The following is a 16,634-nucleotide window of genomic DNA, read 5'->3' as shown; positions in this document are numbered from 1 at the left end:
CTCCTAAAATATCTAAAGCGAAGCGCGCCCAACTATCTAAGAGCAAAGCATGTCTAACAATCTATCTAAAAAAAAAGACCTTCTTTCGAAAGTCTTTTTGTTGAATCTTGTATGTAGTTTGTATTACTTTTTCTTTGCTGCGTAGTCTTTGTTTAACGCATCTAGTACTTCTTTCGTAATGTCATAGTTTTTTTTACCATAGTATAAGTTTCCAGTAAACTCATTTTTACCCATGATAAAGTCATATCCGTTTTTTTCTCCGTAAGCTGCTACGAATTTTTTTAATCTACCTAGAATAGAATCGTTTTCAGTTCTACTTTCTTCAGAAATACGGTTTTGCTCAATTTTAATTTGCTGATCCAAACGCTCTCCTAATTGCTGAATTTGAACCGATAATTCTTGTTGTTGTTTTGGAGATGCTTTTGCCGCTTTTTCTTGTGCTTGTTTGTATTCTAAATTGAACATTTGCGACAAGCTATCTTTTCTTTTGTTAAAACCTTCGATGCGAGTTTTAAAAGCCGCTTCCATTTCTTTTTTCTCTTCGTATTCTTTGATTAACTCAGAATTGTCTACAAAACCGATTTTTGCAGATTTCTCACATGAATAAAATGCCAAAACAGCAATTCCTAAAACAAGTAGTTTTTTCATTTGTATACTTTTTTTGTTGTTATCTATCCTTTTTATGAAAATTGACAAATCGACATCTTTCCGTTTGTGTCATTTTCGTTCCCGCAAAAATAGAAATAAAGTTTACATAACAAAATTGTGAAGTTTAGATGATTTTTCACGAAAAACGACAGCATAAATATAATTTATGGTTCTAAATTATATCATAAACAACATTTATCAAAAGTCGCCTTTTTTCTTATGTGTTTTAAATCGTTTCACAAAATAGCCATCACATTGCATAGGTTTAACTATAAACCATGCTTAAAACAGCTTAAAATGCATTTTTAGTTGTTCTTTATGACGTAAATGAGTGAAGAATACTCCGAAGAAGAGATCGCCTTAAAGTTTGATACAAATCCTCTGTAAAATCCTTTGATCGGATTCATTTTTCCAGTTTTGTGTTTTTCGGAAAGTAAACTCACATAATAAGCATCAAACTTCATTGGTAAGATTTTTACTACTTTCATGTTTTCTTTTCCAAAAAGTGATTTGATTGATTTTTGAGAGAAATGCCATAAGTGTCGAGGAACATCATACGCCGCCCAAAGTTCTTTGTAATGTGTTGCATCGTGACTTTTAAAATTAGGAACCGCAATAAAGATACTTCCGTTGGGTTTGATGATTCTTTTTAAAGTTTGAATCTGTGCTGACAAATCTGGAACGTGTTCTAAAACGTGCCACATTGTTACAGCGTCAAAACTATCATCGGCAATTTCTGAAAGCCAATCATTCGTATGAATTTCTATTCCTGTTTTTTCAGTAGCAATTTTTCGCGCTTGTGCATCAGGTTCAATTCCTGCAATTTCCCATTTGTACTTTTTGGCCATTGCTAAAAAGTCTCCTGTACCACAACCAATGTCCAACACTTTTTTAGCGTCACTTTTTGTATGCGTATCAACAATAGACATTTTTTTAGAAAGCATATACGAACGAACCCAATGATATATTTTTTCAAATAGGTTTCTCTTGGCATCGGTATGTGAAATATAATCTTCGCTTTCATAATAGGAAGCTAAGGTTTCCAAACTTGGTTGCGGTTCGGTTTTATACATTTCCAAAGCTTCATCAAAAACCAATTGAAATTCTTCGCCCGAAACAGAATGATCTTTTACCGTGATGTTCTCCATTTTTGTATTACTTCTAAATTTTATATTGAATTGTTCCACGTGGAACAATTAGTTATTATTGATTATGAATTGGAATAAAGTTTTCTCGACTGCGATCGAAATGACACTTTTTAAAATTTTGATTGAGCGGAGTCGAAATCAAAACTCATATCATATTGATCGATATAATTATCAAAATTCATTTTTTTGAAAAAATCATGAATAGTTGAATTTACAGTATCAACATTTATAATATTATAATTTCCTGTTGGCAAACCTGAAAATAAAATTTCACCAAAAATATTCCAATTATTATCCTTTGCTCCTAGTCTATGAATTCTTTTAGAATTTTTATGAAAAATTAAATACGCTACTATTTCTTCTGCATCAAAAACTGCAATTGAAATTAAATTCTCTTTATACTTTTCTAAACAATGATCTTGATTTTCTATAGATGGAAAATAGTTTTGTAATTGTTTAAAATCATCAAACAAAAAATCAGTATTGACGTTAACTTCAAATTCAGATTTGATTTCAATTTGTTTCCAATCGAATTTATATAACTTATACTGTCGGTCAATAGTAAATCCAACTTTTTGATATGCTAAAATTGCACGTTCGTTTTTAGTTATGCATTCCAAAGTGCTTTTTTGAATTCCATTTATCTGCAAAGCTGTAATTGCTTTTGAATATAGTTTGGTAAGCAAACCTTGTCTTCTGTGTGATGGAATTACTCCTGTAGAAGCATTGTATGCAACTTTAGTTTCTCCGTAATTATTAATTGCATGAATAATAAAACCAACCAATTTATCTTTATCAAAAACACCAAATGACAAACTGTAATCTACTCCTGAAGCTGTCCATCTTTCATTTACATATTCTTCAGTAAAATTGATCGGAACGAAGTAATCTGAGAATGCAAAATTCAAGGTTAAAACGATCTCGCGGATTGGAGTATTTTCTAATGATTTTATTTCCATTGGAAGAATTGTTCCACGTGGAACACTTAAAATTTTTATCTATTTAAATACACTAACATGACACTTATATCACTTGGAGAAACTCCACTGATTCGAGAAGCCTGTGATAAGTTTACAGGACGAATTTTAGACAACTTTTGACGTGCTTCTAAAGATAGATTTGTTAATCCATCATACTTAAAATCTGTTGGGATTTTTACACGCTCTAGGTTATTTAATTTATCTGCATTGCTTTTTTCTTTGTTGATATATCCAGCATATTTTACTTGAACTTCTGTCTGTTCTAAAACATCTTTTTCCAAGCTATGCTCATTAATAAAGTTTGACACAGAAGCAACTTGTTTCATGTCATCCATGCTAATATTTGGACGCGCAAATATCTTAAACATCTTATCTTGTTGCTTCACTTTAGAAGAGTTCTTAGCTTCTAAAATCGGATTGATTTCATCTGGCTTTACACTTGTATCTTTAAAGAATTGGATAAACGCATCAGAGTTAGTTTTCTTATGTTCCATAGCACGCAAACGTTCTTCACTGGCCAAACCTAATTTGTGTCCAACTGGTGTCAATCTAAAGTCTGCATTATCTTGTCTAAGTAGCGTTCTATATTCCGCACGAGACGTAAACATTCTGTATGGTTCTTCTGTTCCTTTCGTGATTAAATCATCAATTAGAACTCCAATATAAGCTTCGTTTCTTTTAAGTATAAATGATTCCTTTTCCTGTACTTGAAGTGCTGCATTTATTCCTGCCATTAATCCTTGTGAAGCTGCTTCTTCATATCCAGTAGTTCCGTTAATTTGTCCTGCAAAGAACAATCCATCTACAATTTTAGTTTCAAGTGTATGCTTTAATTGTGTTGGTGGAAAGTAGTCATATTCGATAGCATAACCAGGTCTAAAAAACTTTACATTTTCAAAACCAGCCACAGAACTTAATGCCTTAAATTGTACGTCTTCTGGAAGTGAAGTTGAAAACCCATTTACATACACTTCAACTGTATTCCAGCCTTCAGGTTCTACAAATAATTGGTGACGATCCTTATCTGCAAATCGATTAATTTTATCTTCTATCGAAGGACAATATCTTGGTCCTAGCGATTTAATTCTACCATTAAACATTGGTGATCTATCAAAACCTTCTCGCAGTAAATTGTGTACTTCTGGAGACGTATATGTCATGTGGCAGGCACGCTGATTTTCTAAAGGTTTTGTCGATTTTAAATATGAGAATTTATCAGGTATTTCATCACCAGGTTGAATAATCATTTTAGAATAATCTAACGATCTTCCATCTACTCTTGGAGGTGTTCCAGTTTTCATTCTTCCCGATTCAAAACCGAGTTCCAATAGTTCTTCTGTAATTCCAGTTGCGGCTCTTTCTCCTGCTCTTCCTCCACCAAAGTTTTTATCACCAATATGGATCAATCCGTTAAGGAAAGTTCCATTAGTTAGTACAACAGTTTTTGCTTTTATTTCTAATCCTAAAGAGGTTTTTACACCTTTTATTTTTCCATTTTCAATGATTAAACCACGAACCATTTCCTGATAGAAATCTAGGTTCATTGTTCGCTCTAACATCAAACGCCATTCTTCTGCAAAACGCATACGATCACTTTGTGCACGTGGCGACCACATTGCTGGTCCTTTGGACTTGTTCAACATCTTAAACTGAATAGCAGAGTTGTCAGTTACAATTCCGCTATACCCTCCAAGTGCATCAATTTCACGAACAATTTGTCCTTTGGCAATTCCGCCCATAGCGGGATTACAAGACATCTGCGCAATGTTCTGTAAGTTCATCGTAACGAGCAAGGTTTTGCTTCCCATATTCGCAGCAGCAGCAGCAGCTTCAGATCCTGCATGACCAGCGCCAACTACGATAACATCATATTCCGTATTAAACATATCTTAACGATTGAATTCGGTTTCTTTTTCAGTTTTTGTACTAGATACTTAAGAGTGTTCCACGTGGAACATTTGAAGTTTTTCGTTTTCTTTCTCCGTCATTTTTGCTTGATCTGCGTCTGTCTTGTCTTTGTATCCACAATAATGCAATACGCCATGAACCATTACGCGACGCAATTCTTCATCAGTAGAAACGCCAAAATCTTTTGCGTTGTCAGCTACACGTTCTACAGAGATAAATATATCTCCGTGCAATTCACTTCCAACAGAATTGTCAAAGCTAATAATGTCCGTAAGCGTGTCATGATTTAAAAACTCAACATTCAATTTATGAAGGTATTCATCATTACAAAAGATATAATTAATATCTCCTTCACGTTTGTCTTCTGAAGCAATTACCTTGCTAATCCATTGTTCAATTTGTGCTTCGTTTGGAAGTTCAAATTGGGTTTCATAATGAAAACTAATCATCCTTTTTCTTGAAATACTCTTGTACTTTCTTTTTGTAATTATTCCGCAAAGGTAATACTTGTCTGTTTAATATCTCAATTTGATTGAAATACTGTCTAACATCAGGCATTTTTTCATTTGTAGTATTGTTGAAATCTTTGCGATTTGTGGTAGATTCACGTTTGCTTTCTTTCTCCTGTTCGAAAGCAGCTTTGTCCAATTTTTGCAATTGGTATTTAAGCTCAATCATCTTTTTCATGGTTTCGTCATTGAATCCTTTTTCAAGCAATTCAGTCTCCACTTGTTCCATTTGTTTTAGCAATTCTTTAGCTTCTGGATTGTTGATTTTTTCTCCGTACTTGTCCTGCAATTGTTGTTCGAGTTGATTTCGCAACGCTTGTTGTTGTTTAAATATGTCGTACAGTTTACCAGATTCGTTTTCATCTCCACTACCCGATCCGCCACCTTGCTGACCGTTTTCACCATTTTTCCCGTCTTTACCGCCTTTGCCTTTATCACCTTCTTCCTTTCCTCCTTCTTTGCCGCCTTTGCCATCTTTTCCTTGACCTTCTTGCTTCTTCATTCCTTTCTTCATTTGCTTATTCAATTCATCTTGAGATTGAATAATGTCTGGCAATTGAAACCCTTTTCCTTGACCTTGGTTTTGCCCGCTTTTTCCAACTCCAGAAGAACCTTGCCCTTGCCCAGATCCCATACTTTGGTTCATGTTATCTAAAGCACCGCTAAGGAAATCTGCAAGCTTGTTTGTAGCTGTTAATGCATACTGTTGTGCCGCAACACCTCTGTAGACATTATTCTCCGCCAATTGCTCTAAAGATTTGTCAATGTTATAATAGATTTCTGTGATTTCTCCATTTATTCGTTCCGAGATTGTAGGCTGTCTCAAAGACAAAGCAAACAAACTATCATCTACATGCTCAAACATTTTTCGCAGTTCTTTTTGACGCTTTAACTTTCCGGCATATCCTGCATTTGAATTGTCAATTTCCTCAAAAGCTTTCATTAGATTTTCTTCATCAAAAGAGAATAAAACGAGATTGTCTAGAATTTGACGCAACATTTCGGCATCTTCTTTTATGCTTTCTTGCCCACTCATTTGCATAGCAGTTTGCATACTTTTGCTCATGCGTTGCATTTTTTGAGCTGCTTTCTTTTGTTTTTGTTTCGCGCTCTTTTGCTGTTCACTTTTTTGCTGTTCGCTTGGTGACTCTTCACTTTTTTCAAGATCGTCCGTTGCATCTTGCTGTTCTTTCTTTACATCTTCTTCGTCATTTTGGTTACGCTCTAGATCCAATGGTTTTTTAAGCGCATTGTTTTCTTTGTCTAATTCGTCCATTTCCTTTTGCAAATCTTCGAATTTCTTATTCAGCTCTTCTTGCTTTTTCTTTGTGTTTTCCTCGCCATCTTTCTTAGAAAGTTCTTCTTGTTCTTTAGCAAGTTCACCTAATTCCTTTTGAATTTTTTCAGCTTTTTTAGTTACGTAATAACGCTTTGTTAGTTCTAAAATTTGCTGTAGATTCTTTTTACTGTTTTGTTGTTGCTTTCCTAGCTCTTCAAGTTTTTCCTGGAGTTCTTCTTCACTAATTTTTTCAGCTAACTTTTTTAGTTCTTCCATTAGCTTTTCATTCTTCTCCAATTCTTTTTGCTGACGCTCTAAACGTTCTTTCAACAACTCTTTGTCTTGATCTTCTTGTGTTTCTTCCTTTTGGAAATCTTCTAAGTTTTGCTGCAATTGCTTAGAAAACTTCTCCATCATTTGATCGCTCTGTTCTTGTCGTTGCAAGAATTTTTCAAGCTTTTTGCGATCGTTGAAATTCAGTTCACTTTTCTCTTTTTGATTTTGCGAAATCTTTTTGAGTTCGTCTTGTTGCTTTTGAAGCTTCTCTAAAGACTTGTCTAAATCTTTGATCGTTTCATTTTGCTGTTGCAATTGCTCTGTTTGCAATTCTGTATCCGTCAATTTACGGTAGTTAAATATTTCGCTCTTTACACTTTTTCCTCCGCGAATTCCATCGTTATCTGTTAGCTGAAAATAAAATTCATAATTCACGCCTTTTGCCAATTCTAGATTGCCAGGAAATGTGTATTGAAATTGATCAATATTTGATGTACTGATTGGAATGTTTTCCTTGAATTTGTTTGCAGCACTTTCCGATGGATAGTATACAAGTTGTAATTTTCTTAATCCGTAATCGTCTGAAACTTGCCCTAAGAAATATAGTGTCCGTTGATCAACCGTATCACGTTTTGACTGTAAATCCATCTTAGGATATTCATCTTTAATTACATTGATGTTGAAACCTAAGTTTTCATAGTTTTTAAGTTCAGAATTACTTGTACTTATTTGATAATCAAGTCTTTGATATATTTTTTGTTCTAATTTGAAGTCATCTGCTTCTTTACCAAACGTATACGTGCTGTCTTTTGAAATTAATTCAAGTTTCTCAGTTTGTTTCGCTTTGGCTTCCCATGTAATTTTTGTTCCTTCTGGAATGGTAGCATTCCCTGTACTTTTTAAAACCTCATCTTTACGTTTCGTATACGCAGGATAATCCAATACCATTTGGAAGTTGACTAACGAAGGTACTTTTACCACATTCAACGTATATGGTTTTGAAGTGACTTCGTTTGCCGTTAGCGTAAAAGTTGTTGCTTCTTTTGGTTGTGTAAATGTATATTCGAACGTTCCGACACCTTTGTTTTGAAGAAAATACGTTTCGTCTCCTAATGCTATTTGTACTTCTTCAGGAATAACGTCACCGAGTGTTTGTACTTGCAATTTGTATGCTTGATTTTCAATAGCTTGCAAACTGTCATTTACTACAATGAATTGAAATGGTGCTGGCGGTTCATAATTTGTTTGATAGTTTACAACACGCTCATAACTTTTGCTAAATAGCGAGCTGTTTCCAGAAATCCACACAAATAATACAATGGCTAATGGTAAGATGGCATACTTAGCGTATTTGATATTTTTCTTAAAGTTGATGGCTACTTGAAACGGTATGGGTTGTAATTCTTCCGATTTTTGTTCGATACTTGCTAACAACAATTCAGATTCCTGAGACGTTTCAGACAATTGCAATACGTTCAATAGTTTATCGTTTACTTCTGGGAAATGATCCCCGATAATTGTAGACGCTTCTTTGAAACTGATTCCTTTCTGAAGTTTGAACAGTTTTGTTAATGGTAGCACAATGAATTTCGCGAAAAGCGACAACTCCACCAGAATAAAAATCCAAAATAAAGCGGTTCTTGCTCCTGTAGATAACCATAGAAAATGTTCCACCAATAAGGTGATTATAAAATATAAGAGACCGATGCTAAAAAATAATATCGCTCCTTTGATAAGTTCGTTTGTGTAATATTTGGTTACAAACTGACTTAGTTTCTTTTGTATTTGTTCGTATGCATTCATCATATAACTTATAAAAGTAACATATTTACACAATTAATAGTATATGAGACTTGTTAAACATTCTGTAAGATTTTAGAAAAAGTTACTACTAAGCCTTCATAAACAAGCTAATTATGAAAAACATATATACAATTATTGCCATTTTGAGTGTGCAATTTTTACTCGCACAAAGTCCTTGGACACAAGAAAAAGGAAAGTTTTATACACAACTTTCGTTTACAACCATTTCAAATTACGATGAAATTTTTGGTGATCCTGATTATCAAACCGATCGAGAAATTACCGACAATACACTACAATTGTATGGAGAATACGGAATATCTAATAAAACGACACTGATTGTAAATCTTCCTATAAAATTCATTAGTACAGGCGATGTTGTGAATGGAAGTGCTTTTATTACGGAAGATTCTAAGTCAGCTTTTGGAAATGTTTCTATAGGATTAAGACATCGATTTTATAATAAGAAATGGATTATTTCTGGGCAGTTAAATGTAGAAGCAAATACAGGAACTTTTGAAACTGCTTCTGGAATTCGTACAGGACAAGATGCTTGGAGCTTTACTCCTACTATTAATATTGGACGAAGTTTTGATAAATTTTACGTGCAAGCTTTTACGGGAATTGATTTAAAAACAAACGATTACAGCAGTAATTTTAAAATTGGTGGTGAAATAGGAACCAAAGTACATTCAAAAATATGGCTGATTGGGTTTGTCGATATTGTGAGTTCTTTTAATGATGGCGACGTAAATTTACCTTTATCAAATGCAGCAACTGCTTTGTATGTGAATAACCAAGAATATGGTGCGTTCGGATTGAAAGCTGTTGGAGAAATCAATAAATCGTTTGGTGGAATTTTAAGTTTTGGTGGTGCTTTTTCTGGAAACAATGTAGCAAAACAAGCAGCAATAACTGTTGGTTTGTATCATAAGTTTTAAGCTAGCTTTTGAAAAAGATAATTTGGGTTTTTGTCTATCAATTTATAGTTTTTATACTGTTTCATTTCTTTCATAAACGTCGTGCTTCCAAACGGAGAATCGTCCATTGAATCATCAAATAGAATAAATCCTGAGTTCATTAAATGCTTGTCTACATTCTCAAAATCTCTTTTTACGTACTCATAAGCATGATTGCCGTCAATATAGGCAAACGATATTTTTGTCCCTAATTGAACGGTTTGGTTAAAAATATCTTTGGTAGTTATTTTTTTGTCGTATTCAATAAAGAATGCATCAGAAGTTAACTGAAAAGAATGTGGCAAATTGTTTTTGTGTAAAAATTGTACACTATTGATAAAGTTATTTTTCATGTATGTAGAATACGCTTCTCGCGAGATATCTTTACGTCCGTCAATAGTATCGGATATAGTTCCATGTCTGTCTGCAAAACCTTCATACATCCATGGATCACAATTGATTAATTTTTCAACACGATCATTTTTTTGTAACAGATGAAGCATCAAATTCGTAGATAATCCGCCATACGAACCAATCTCTATAACCACTCCATTAGCAGGCATATTTTTCAACGCATAATCCATTAAATAAATATTGCCTTTATGCAACATTCCTTCACCAATTACAAGGCTTCTGAGTCGTTGAATGAATACATCTTCTTGAACTTGTTTTATTTTTGGTGTAAAAAGTGTTTTTTTTATTTTCTTTAAAATAGTCATTGCTGATTTGTAACGAATGTAAATATAATAAGGAATTAAACTAAATCATTTTAAGTATATGAAAATAGCTTCTGGGTTAAAAGTAAAGGAATCTATGAAAATGTCAGCAAAAAAAGTAGTATTTTTAAAAAACCCTGAATTGGAATTGAATCATGAAAGACTTGAAATATTTGGCAGCTTTTTCTACGCCATTAGTTGCTGTGCTGGCTTTATACTTAAGAGGATATTATACATTTTTAACGCCAATATATGCCTTTGGAATGATTCCGATTATGGAATTGATTTTTTCTCAAAGTACCAAAAACTTATCCGAAACTGAAATTGAAGAAAAAGCAGCAAACCCAATTTTTGATTGGTTGCTGTATTTAAATATCCCTATCGTTTTTGGATTGTTAATTATCACATTATTAAATGTTTCTACAGGAATGTATGCAACCTACGAACTCGTTGGATTGATCTTTTCTACAGGAATTGTATTAGGTTCCAACGGAATTAATGTAGCTCATGAACTTGGTCATAGACAAACACAGTATGAGCAAATTATGGCAAAAGTTTTACTGCTTCCATCCATGTATATGCATTTTTTTGTAGAGCATAATTTTGGACATCATTTACATGCTGCAACCAAAGAAGATCCGGCAACGGCAAGATACAATCAAGTTGTGTATTCATTTTGGTTTACCTCAACAGTTCGACAATATATAAACGCATGGAAAATTCAAAGAAACTTACGGCAACGTGGAAAATTTTCATTCCTATCATTTAAAAATAATATGTTTTGGTTTACGCTACTGCAGATTTCCTATTTGATAATTATTTTCTATTTCTTAGGAACACTCACCTTTGTTTTTGCCGCTGCAAGTGCAGTTGTAAGTTTTATATTATTAGAAACCATTAATTATATAGAACACTACGGATTATTAAGAAAAAAATTAGCTTCTGGACGTTACGAACGTGTGCGTGAAATTCACTCTTGGAATTCCAATCACACTATTGGACGTATTGTTTTGTATGAACTCACACGCCATAGCGACCATCATTACAAAGCTTCTAAAAAGTATCAACTCTTAGATTGTCACGAGAAAAGTCCGCAAATGCCTTTTGGCTATCCAACCTCTATGGTACTAGCTTTAATTCCGCCTTTATGGTTTAAAGTGATGAATAAACGCATACCAAGTGAAATGATTTCTTAAGTGTTTTTCCTGTAACGCTTACGGTTTTTCTATACTATTTTCTGAAGGCAAAACACTTCTACAATCTTAGTGCTTTGCTTCTACCCTATTGTTTTACACTGGCGCATCTTTGCTTTGAAACAATTTAATAGAAACTTAAACATTTTACATTATGAAAAACATGATTACTTTATGTTTGCTCCTTTTTTATGGAGTAAGCTTTGCACAATTCTGTGAAGATTTTAACGATCAGGATATCTCGAATTGGAATGGCGTTGCTGCTGGCGCAAATACAGCAGATCCTTTAGGACCAAGCGGAAACTCTGATGACTTCTTTTTACATTCGTATGATGCTTCTGGTTCCTCATACATTTACAATGACGTAGATTATGGTGGCGATTGGCGCGAGTACAACGGACAGTGTTTATGCTGGGATTTTCAAGTAATTGAAGATGGTGGTTTAGGCGAACCTTTATCTCCAAGATTAATTATTTATAGCGGATCACCAACGAGTCCTACAGCAGCAGCAACTTTTGTAGCAACTGTACAAACTGTTGAAGATGGCGGTTGGGTACATGTATGTGCACCAATTGAAATTTGTGAAGGAACTACATTACCTTCTAACGCAAACGGAGAATGGGTAATGTCTGCCGGACTAGAGTGTGACGATTGGAATACGTTATTAAGCAACATTGATGGAATTCGTTTTTACTTAGACTTAACTTCAAGCCCTACAGAAGAATATGGATATGATAATATTTGTATTCAAGACTGTGATATTCAAACAGGAGAGCCAAACAATGAAGGCGCATTTTGTTGCGAAGGTGACAACTTGGTAGAAAATGGAAACTTTGAAAACGGAGCTAACGGATTTAACAGCGATTATACAGAAGACGCAAGTTTATATCCTGGTGCTTACAATGTTTCAAACGATGCTAGTATTTTTGGAACAACTGTTACAGATCATTCTGCATGTGCAGATCCTGAACAATACAGTAACAACACAGATTTTCTATTGGTAAACGGTCGTACTACACAACCTGCTGGAACATCCAGTGTTATTTGGGAACAAAGCATTCAAATCGATTTTGAAAAAACATATAAGTTTTGTGCAAATTTTAAAGATTTACCACAATGTACGTTTAACATTAAACCAGAAATTCGTTTGGAAGTAAACGGTCAATTATACGATTGGATTACCATTGATACCAACAGTGACGATCCTTGTGACTGGCAACAAATTTCAGAATGCTTTGAAGGTGAGCAAGATATATTAGACATTAAAATTCACTTAAAAGAAGATGGTTTAGGCGATGGAAATGACTTAGCAATTGACGATATTTCATTACAAGCAAAACTAGATCAAAACCTTAACATTAGTGTATTACACCAAGGAAACCCGCAACAATTAACAGGATCTATAAATAGTATTGACACTACTGATGATGCTTTACTTGTAGGTGATATATGTACAGAACAAAATGGTGGATATCAATATACATGGTTTGTATATGAGTTAGAATATTCTTCTTTCCCATTCACAGATCCAGTAGATTTTATCAATATGGTTCCAGATACGTTTGCATGGTCTAGTAATATGGGTGGATTCAACAATCAATTACCAACCTCTGCAAATCCAGTTTGGGGACTTACAACTAACTTCCCTAACTATAACTTTGAACACAACAAATTATATGTAATTGGATTGTACGTTCCTTCTTGTTGTGATAGTTGCTACGATGAAGCTTGGTCATACCAAATAACATTAAGCACATTAAATAGTGATTCTGGTACAACATTAAATGTATTTACACCAGAAGTGAAAGATCATTTACGTTCCTTATTCGTAATCGGAGAAACACACGGTGGAACACTTGGAAGAGAAGAAGCTGACTTAATTAACTTTAACATGTTTCCAAATCCAACTTCAGATGTATTACGATTTAATAGTGACGAACCAATTGTTGCATATCAAATTACAGACATCACAGGGAAATTGGTACAAAGCAAAGCTATTGAAGTTTCAGAAATTGATGTATCACAATTAAGCGACAACATGTATTTCTTAACGGTAACAACAGAATCAGGTATAAAGCACACAGAAAAGTTCATTAAGAAATAGTATAAATTTAACAATCATAACTTGTCACTTCGAACACAGTCGAAAAGCTTCGTAATACTATGATTTACATTGAATCTCGATAGCTTCGCTAGGTATTTTCAATTCAAAAATATTTGAATATTAATAATGCTCGATTTGACATTTGACATTTGAGATTAAAGACTTCAAACTTAAAGATTACACTGAATTATAGTAAAAAGTAGCATTTTTTCTCAACTTGCTGATTAACCGAAACCCTCAAAATTAAAATTTTGAGGGTTTCACCTTTACTCGATAATCGAGATTTAAAATGCGCTAATGCATGTATTTTCTTTTTTTCTAATCTAAAAGTAACTGCTCTTTACACAGACAATTTTAAAAGAAAATAATATTACATTTGCACTTTATAACCATTTACTTAAAATCTATGACTAAAAAAGTTCGTGTTCGTTTTGCACCAAGTCCTACAGGACCGCTACACATTGGAGGCGTTAGAACTGCCTTATTTAATTACTTATTCGCCAAAAAACATGGCGGTGATTTTGTATTACGTATTGAAGATACAGATCAAAACCGATTTGTAGAAGGCGCAGAAGAATATATCATAGAAGCATTGGAATGGTGCGGAATTCCATTTGATGAAGGTATTGGAAAAGATGGCGGATTTGGTCCGTACAGACAAAGTGAACGCAAGCATTTGTACAAACAATATGCAGATCAGTTGGTTGAAAAAGGAGATGCATATTACGCTTTTGATACTGCTGAATCTTTAGATGCAATTAGAAAAGAACTAGAAGCAGAGAAAAAAACATTTATCTATAATTGGCACAATCGTTTAGAGCTTTCAAACTCTTTATCGCTTTCGGCGGAAGAAGTAAACGCAAAGTTAGACGCTGGTGAACCGTATGTAATTCGTTACAAATCGCCACAAGATGAAACCTTGCATTTAAAAGATGTAGTTCGTGGTGATGTAAAGATTGATACCAATATTTTAGATGATAAAGTTTTATATAAAAGTGATGGAATGCCAACCTATCATTTAGCAAATATTGTAGACGATCATTTAATGGAAATTACACATGTAATTCGTGGAGAAGAATGGTTGCCTTCGTTAGCATTACATTATTTATTATACCGTTCGTTTGAATGGGAAGCGCCTGTTTTTGCACATTTGCCATTAATCTTAAGACCAACAGGAAAAGGAAAATTAGGAAAACGCGATGGTGCGAAGTTTGGTTTCCCTGTATTTCCACTAAAGTGGGATGATACGAAAACAGGAGAAACATTCGAAGGTTTCCGTGAAGATGGATACTTTGAAGATGCATTGATCAATTTCTTAGCATTTTTAGGATGGAACCCTGGAACAGAGCAAGAAATATTTAGTTTAGATCAATTGATTCAAGATTTTGATTTGGAACGAATCAACAAAGCTGGTGCACGATTTGATATTGACAAAATGAAATGGCTCAACCAACAATACATGCAGCTAAAATCTAACGAAAGTTTGGCAATTGCTTTTAAAGAAAGTCAAGCTGAATTGGCTGATATTGACGTAAGTTATATTGAAATGGTTGTCGAATTGATTAAAGAAAGAGCTTCATTTACCAAAGATTTATGGAATTTGAGTCACTTCTTCTTTGTGGCGCCAACAGAATATGATGCAAAAGCACAGAAAAAGGCATTAAAAGAAGGCACAGGAGACATTTTAAACAAACTAGTAGAAATTATCAATGCTACAGAAGATTATAGCGTAGAAAGCTTGCAAACCAATATTAAAGGTTGGATAACAAGCAACGAAATTGGTTTTGGGAAAGTAATGCAACCATTACGTTTTGCATTAGCTGGCGCATTAAGCGGACCCGATTTATTTCAGATTATGTTTATGATTGGAAAGCAAGAAACCATCAAGCGTATTGAGAAGGTGATTGGTATGTTGTAATATGAAAAAGATACTATTCATCATTTTTATATGTTTCATTTCGTGTAAGACAAATCAAAATGTAATCTCAGAGAGAATTACTCCAGAAATTATTATGGATGATTTTGGATCTTTTGTTGAACACACAAAAAAATTAATTTTCAAAAGTGGCACAAATGAACTAATTGAAAATTATGATGAAGTAATTAAAGCAATAAGTGAAGTCATAAAAAAGAATTCTGATCATTTTTCTTTTATAATCTCTGGTCACACTGATTCTGTTGGAGCAAAAGATTTAAATCTAGCATTATCACAAAAAAGAGCTGAAAAAATAAAGGAACTTTTAGTAGCACAAGGTTGTAAACAGTCTCGTTTAACAGCCAAAGGTTATGGAGAATTGCAACCAATAGCTTCTAACAAAACTAGAGATGGGCGAAAAATGAATAGAAGAATTGAAATTGTTGCGATCAAGATATAAAATCAAGTTCTGCAAATAATATACAAAAGTAAAAAGAGCGCTTATCGGCGCTCTTTTTTTGTGTTACTTACAAATAGAAAGTGGCTAAAACACTCAACTGTTCTATATTTCCTTTTAATTTTTTATTGTCAACTGTCAGTTTACTTAAAACGTTGGAAAATCCATATTCGTATTGCACTGAGACTTTAAATGATTGAAATCCTGCCGAAAATCCTATAATTCCCATAAGATTCATGCGTGATGTTTGCCGTGCATCTTTGGCAGTAAATGTATCGTATCCTTGTAAAATGTAATCTTCAAACGTACTATCTATTTCAAATTTATCTGAAAATTGAAATGCTGGACCAAATTCTACACTAAAATGCTTTTCACTAATTTTATAACTTCCCAACACACCAACTTTTGCGGCTAGTAAGCTAAACGGAATTTCTTGATTTGTAGCTAGTAAGTTTTCACGACCTAACACATTCATTTCATGAAAGTTAAGATATAAAAAATACACCGTATCAAAATGCCTTCCAACGGTTCCACGTGTAGACAATCCGCCTTGAAATCCTGTTGATTTTGTGGTTACAAGGTCATTTGTACGAATATCAAATTGATGAAATCCTGCTGAAATTCCGAGACGATTGTAACTGTCATAACGACCTTGAGAAAAAGAATTTGTAACAAAAAGTAGTGTAATGACAACTAATATAAAGTAAGTAGGTTTTTGCATTTGAGGGTTGCTTTAAAT

At 33.7% G+C, this 16,634-nt stretch carries 13 protein-coding genes; 5 read left to right on the top strand and 8 right to left on the bottom strand.

Going from position 1 to position 16,634, the window contains the following annotated elements; all coding sequences use genetic code 11:
* Positions 1–123 precede the first annotated feature (123 nt).
* The 6 genes from ACRBBL_RS10745 to ACRBBL_RS10720 form a co-directional block, all read right to left on the bottom strand.
* Positions 124–648, bottom strand: coding sequence for an OmpH family outer membrane protein (locus ACRBBL_RS10745; RefSeq protein ID WP_431369045.1), 525 nt, complete (start codon positions 646–648; stop codon positions 124–126).
* A gap of 305 nt (positions 649–953) precedes the next feature.
* A complete protein-coding gene (locus tag ACRBBL_RS10740; RefSeq protein ID WP_431369044.1) occupies positions 954–1,796 on the bottom strand; it encodes a class I SAM-dependent methyltransferase in 843 nt (280 codons plus the stop codon).
* Between the two features lie 110 nt (positions 1,797–1,906).
* Positions 1,907–2,755, bottom strand: coding sequence for a GNAT family N-acetyltransferase (locus ACRBBL_RS10735; RefSeq protein WP_431369043.1), 849 nt, complete (start codon positions 2,753–2,755; stop codon positions 1,907–1,909).
* 35 nt (positions 2,756–2,790) lie between these two features.
* Complete coding sequence (gene mnmG / locus ACRBBL_RS10730) at positions 2,791–4,662, bottom strand: tRNA uridine-5-carboxymethylaminomethyl(34) synthesis enzyme MnmG (protein ID WP_431369042.1); 1,872 nt, start codon at positions 4,660–4,662, stop codon at positions 2,791–2,793.
* A gap of 48 nt (positions 4,663–4,710) precedes the next feature.
* A complete protein-coding gene (gene ybeY, locus ACRBBL_RS10725; protein ID WP_431369041.1) occupies positions 4,711–5,133 on the bottom strand; it encodes an rRNA maturation RNase YbeY in 423 nt (140 codons plus the stop codon).
* On the bottom strand, positions 5,126–8,554 hold the full coding sequence (locus ACRBBL_RS10720) for a DUF4175 family protein (RefSeq protein ID WP_431369040.1): 3,429 nt from the start codon (positions 8,552–8,554) through the stop codon (positions 5,126–5,128). Before ACRBBL_RS10720 ends, ybeY begins: the two co-directional genes overlap by 8 nt.
* A gap of 110 nt (positions 8,555–8,664) precedes the next feature.
* Between ACRBBL_RS10720 and ACRBBL_RS10715 the strand changes: the two genes are divergently transcribed.
* Complete coding sequence (locus ACRBBL_RS10715; RefSeq protein ID WP_431369039.1) at positions 8,665–9,492, top strand: transporter; 828 nt, start codon at positions 8,665–8,667, stop codon at positions 9,490–9,492.
* Here ACRBBL_RS10715 and ACRBBL_RS10710 read toward each other — a convergent pair.
* The gene (locus ACRBBL_RS10710; RefSeq protein ID WP_431369038.1) at positions 9,489–10,229 is read right to left on the bottom strand and encodes a class I SAM-dependent methyltransferase; all 741 of its coding nucleotides are present in this window, start codon (positions 10,227–10,229) and stop codon (positions 9,489–9,491) included. The genes ACRBBL_RS10715 and ACRBBL_RS10710 overlap by 4 nt on opposite strands.
* Positions 10,230–10,381: 152 nt before the next feature.
* Here ACRBBL_RS10710 and ACRBBL_RS10705 point away from each other — a divergent pair, with 152 nt between their 5' ends.
* The 4 genes from ACRBBL_RS10705 to ACRBBL_RS10690 all read left to right on the top strand — a co-directional run bounded on the left by ACRBBL_RS10705 (position 10,382) and on the right by ACRBBL_RS10690 (position 15,898).
* Positions 10,382–11,422, top strand: a complete 1,041-nt coding sequence (locus ACRBBL_RS10705; RefSeq protein ID WP_431369037.1) for an alkane 1-monooxygenase — start codon at positions 10,382–10,384, stop codon at positions 11,420–11,422.
* 151 nt (positions 11,423–11,573) lie between these two features.
* On the top strand, positions 11,574–13,523 hold the full coding sequence (locus ACRBBL_RS10700) for a T9SS type A sorting domain-containing protein (protein ID WP_431369036.1): 1,950 nt from the start codon (positions 11,574–11,576) through the stop codon (positions 13,521–13,523).
* A gap of 406 nt (positions 13,524–13,929) precedes the next feature.
* Positions 13,930–15,441 (top strand): glutamate--tRNA ligase, encoded by a 1,512-nt coding sequence (gene gltX, locus ACRBBL_RS10695; protein WP_431369035.1) that lies wholly within the window; start codon positions 13,930–13,932, stop codon positions 15,439–15,441.
* A 1-nt stretch (position 15,442) separates the two neighbouring features.
* On the top strand, positions 15,443–15,898 hold the full coding sequence (locus ACRBBL_RS10690) for an OmpA family protein (protein WP_431369034.1): 456 nt from the start codon (positions 15,443–15,445) through the stop codon (positions 15,896–15,898).
* A 67-nt stretch (positions 15,899–15,965) separates the two neighbouring features.
* Here the strand turns inward: ACRBBL_RS10690 and ACRBBL_RS10685 are convergent, their stop codons facing one another.
* A complete protein-coding gene (locus ACRBBL_RS10685) occupies positions 15,966–16,616 on the bottom strand; it encodes a hypothetical protein (protein WP_431369033.1) in 651 nt (216 codons plus the stop codon).
* Positions 16,617–16,634 lie beyond the last annotated feature (18 nt).

This window comes from Kordia sp., assembly GCF_050633145.1.
GTDB lineage: Bacteria > Bacteroidota > Bacteroidia > Flavobacteriales > Flavobacteriaceae > Kordia.
The sequence above is the reverse complement of the archived record's forward strand: the minus strand, read 5'-3'. Positions and strand labels throughout refer to the sequence as shown.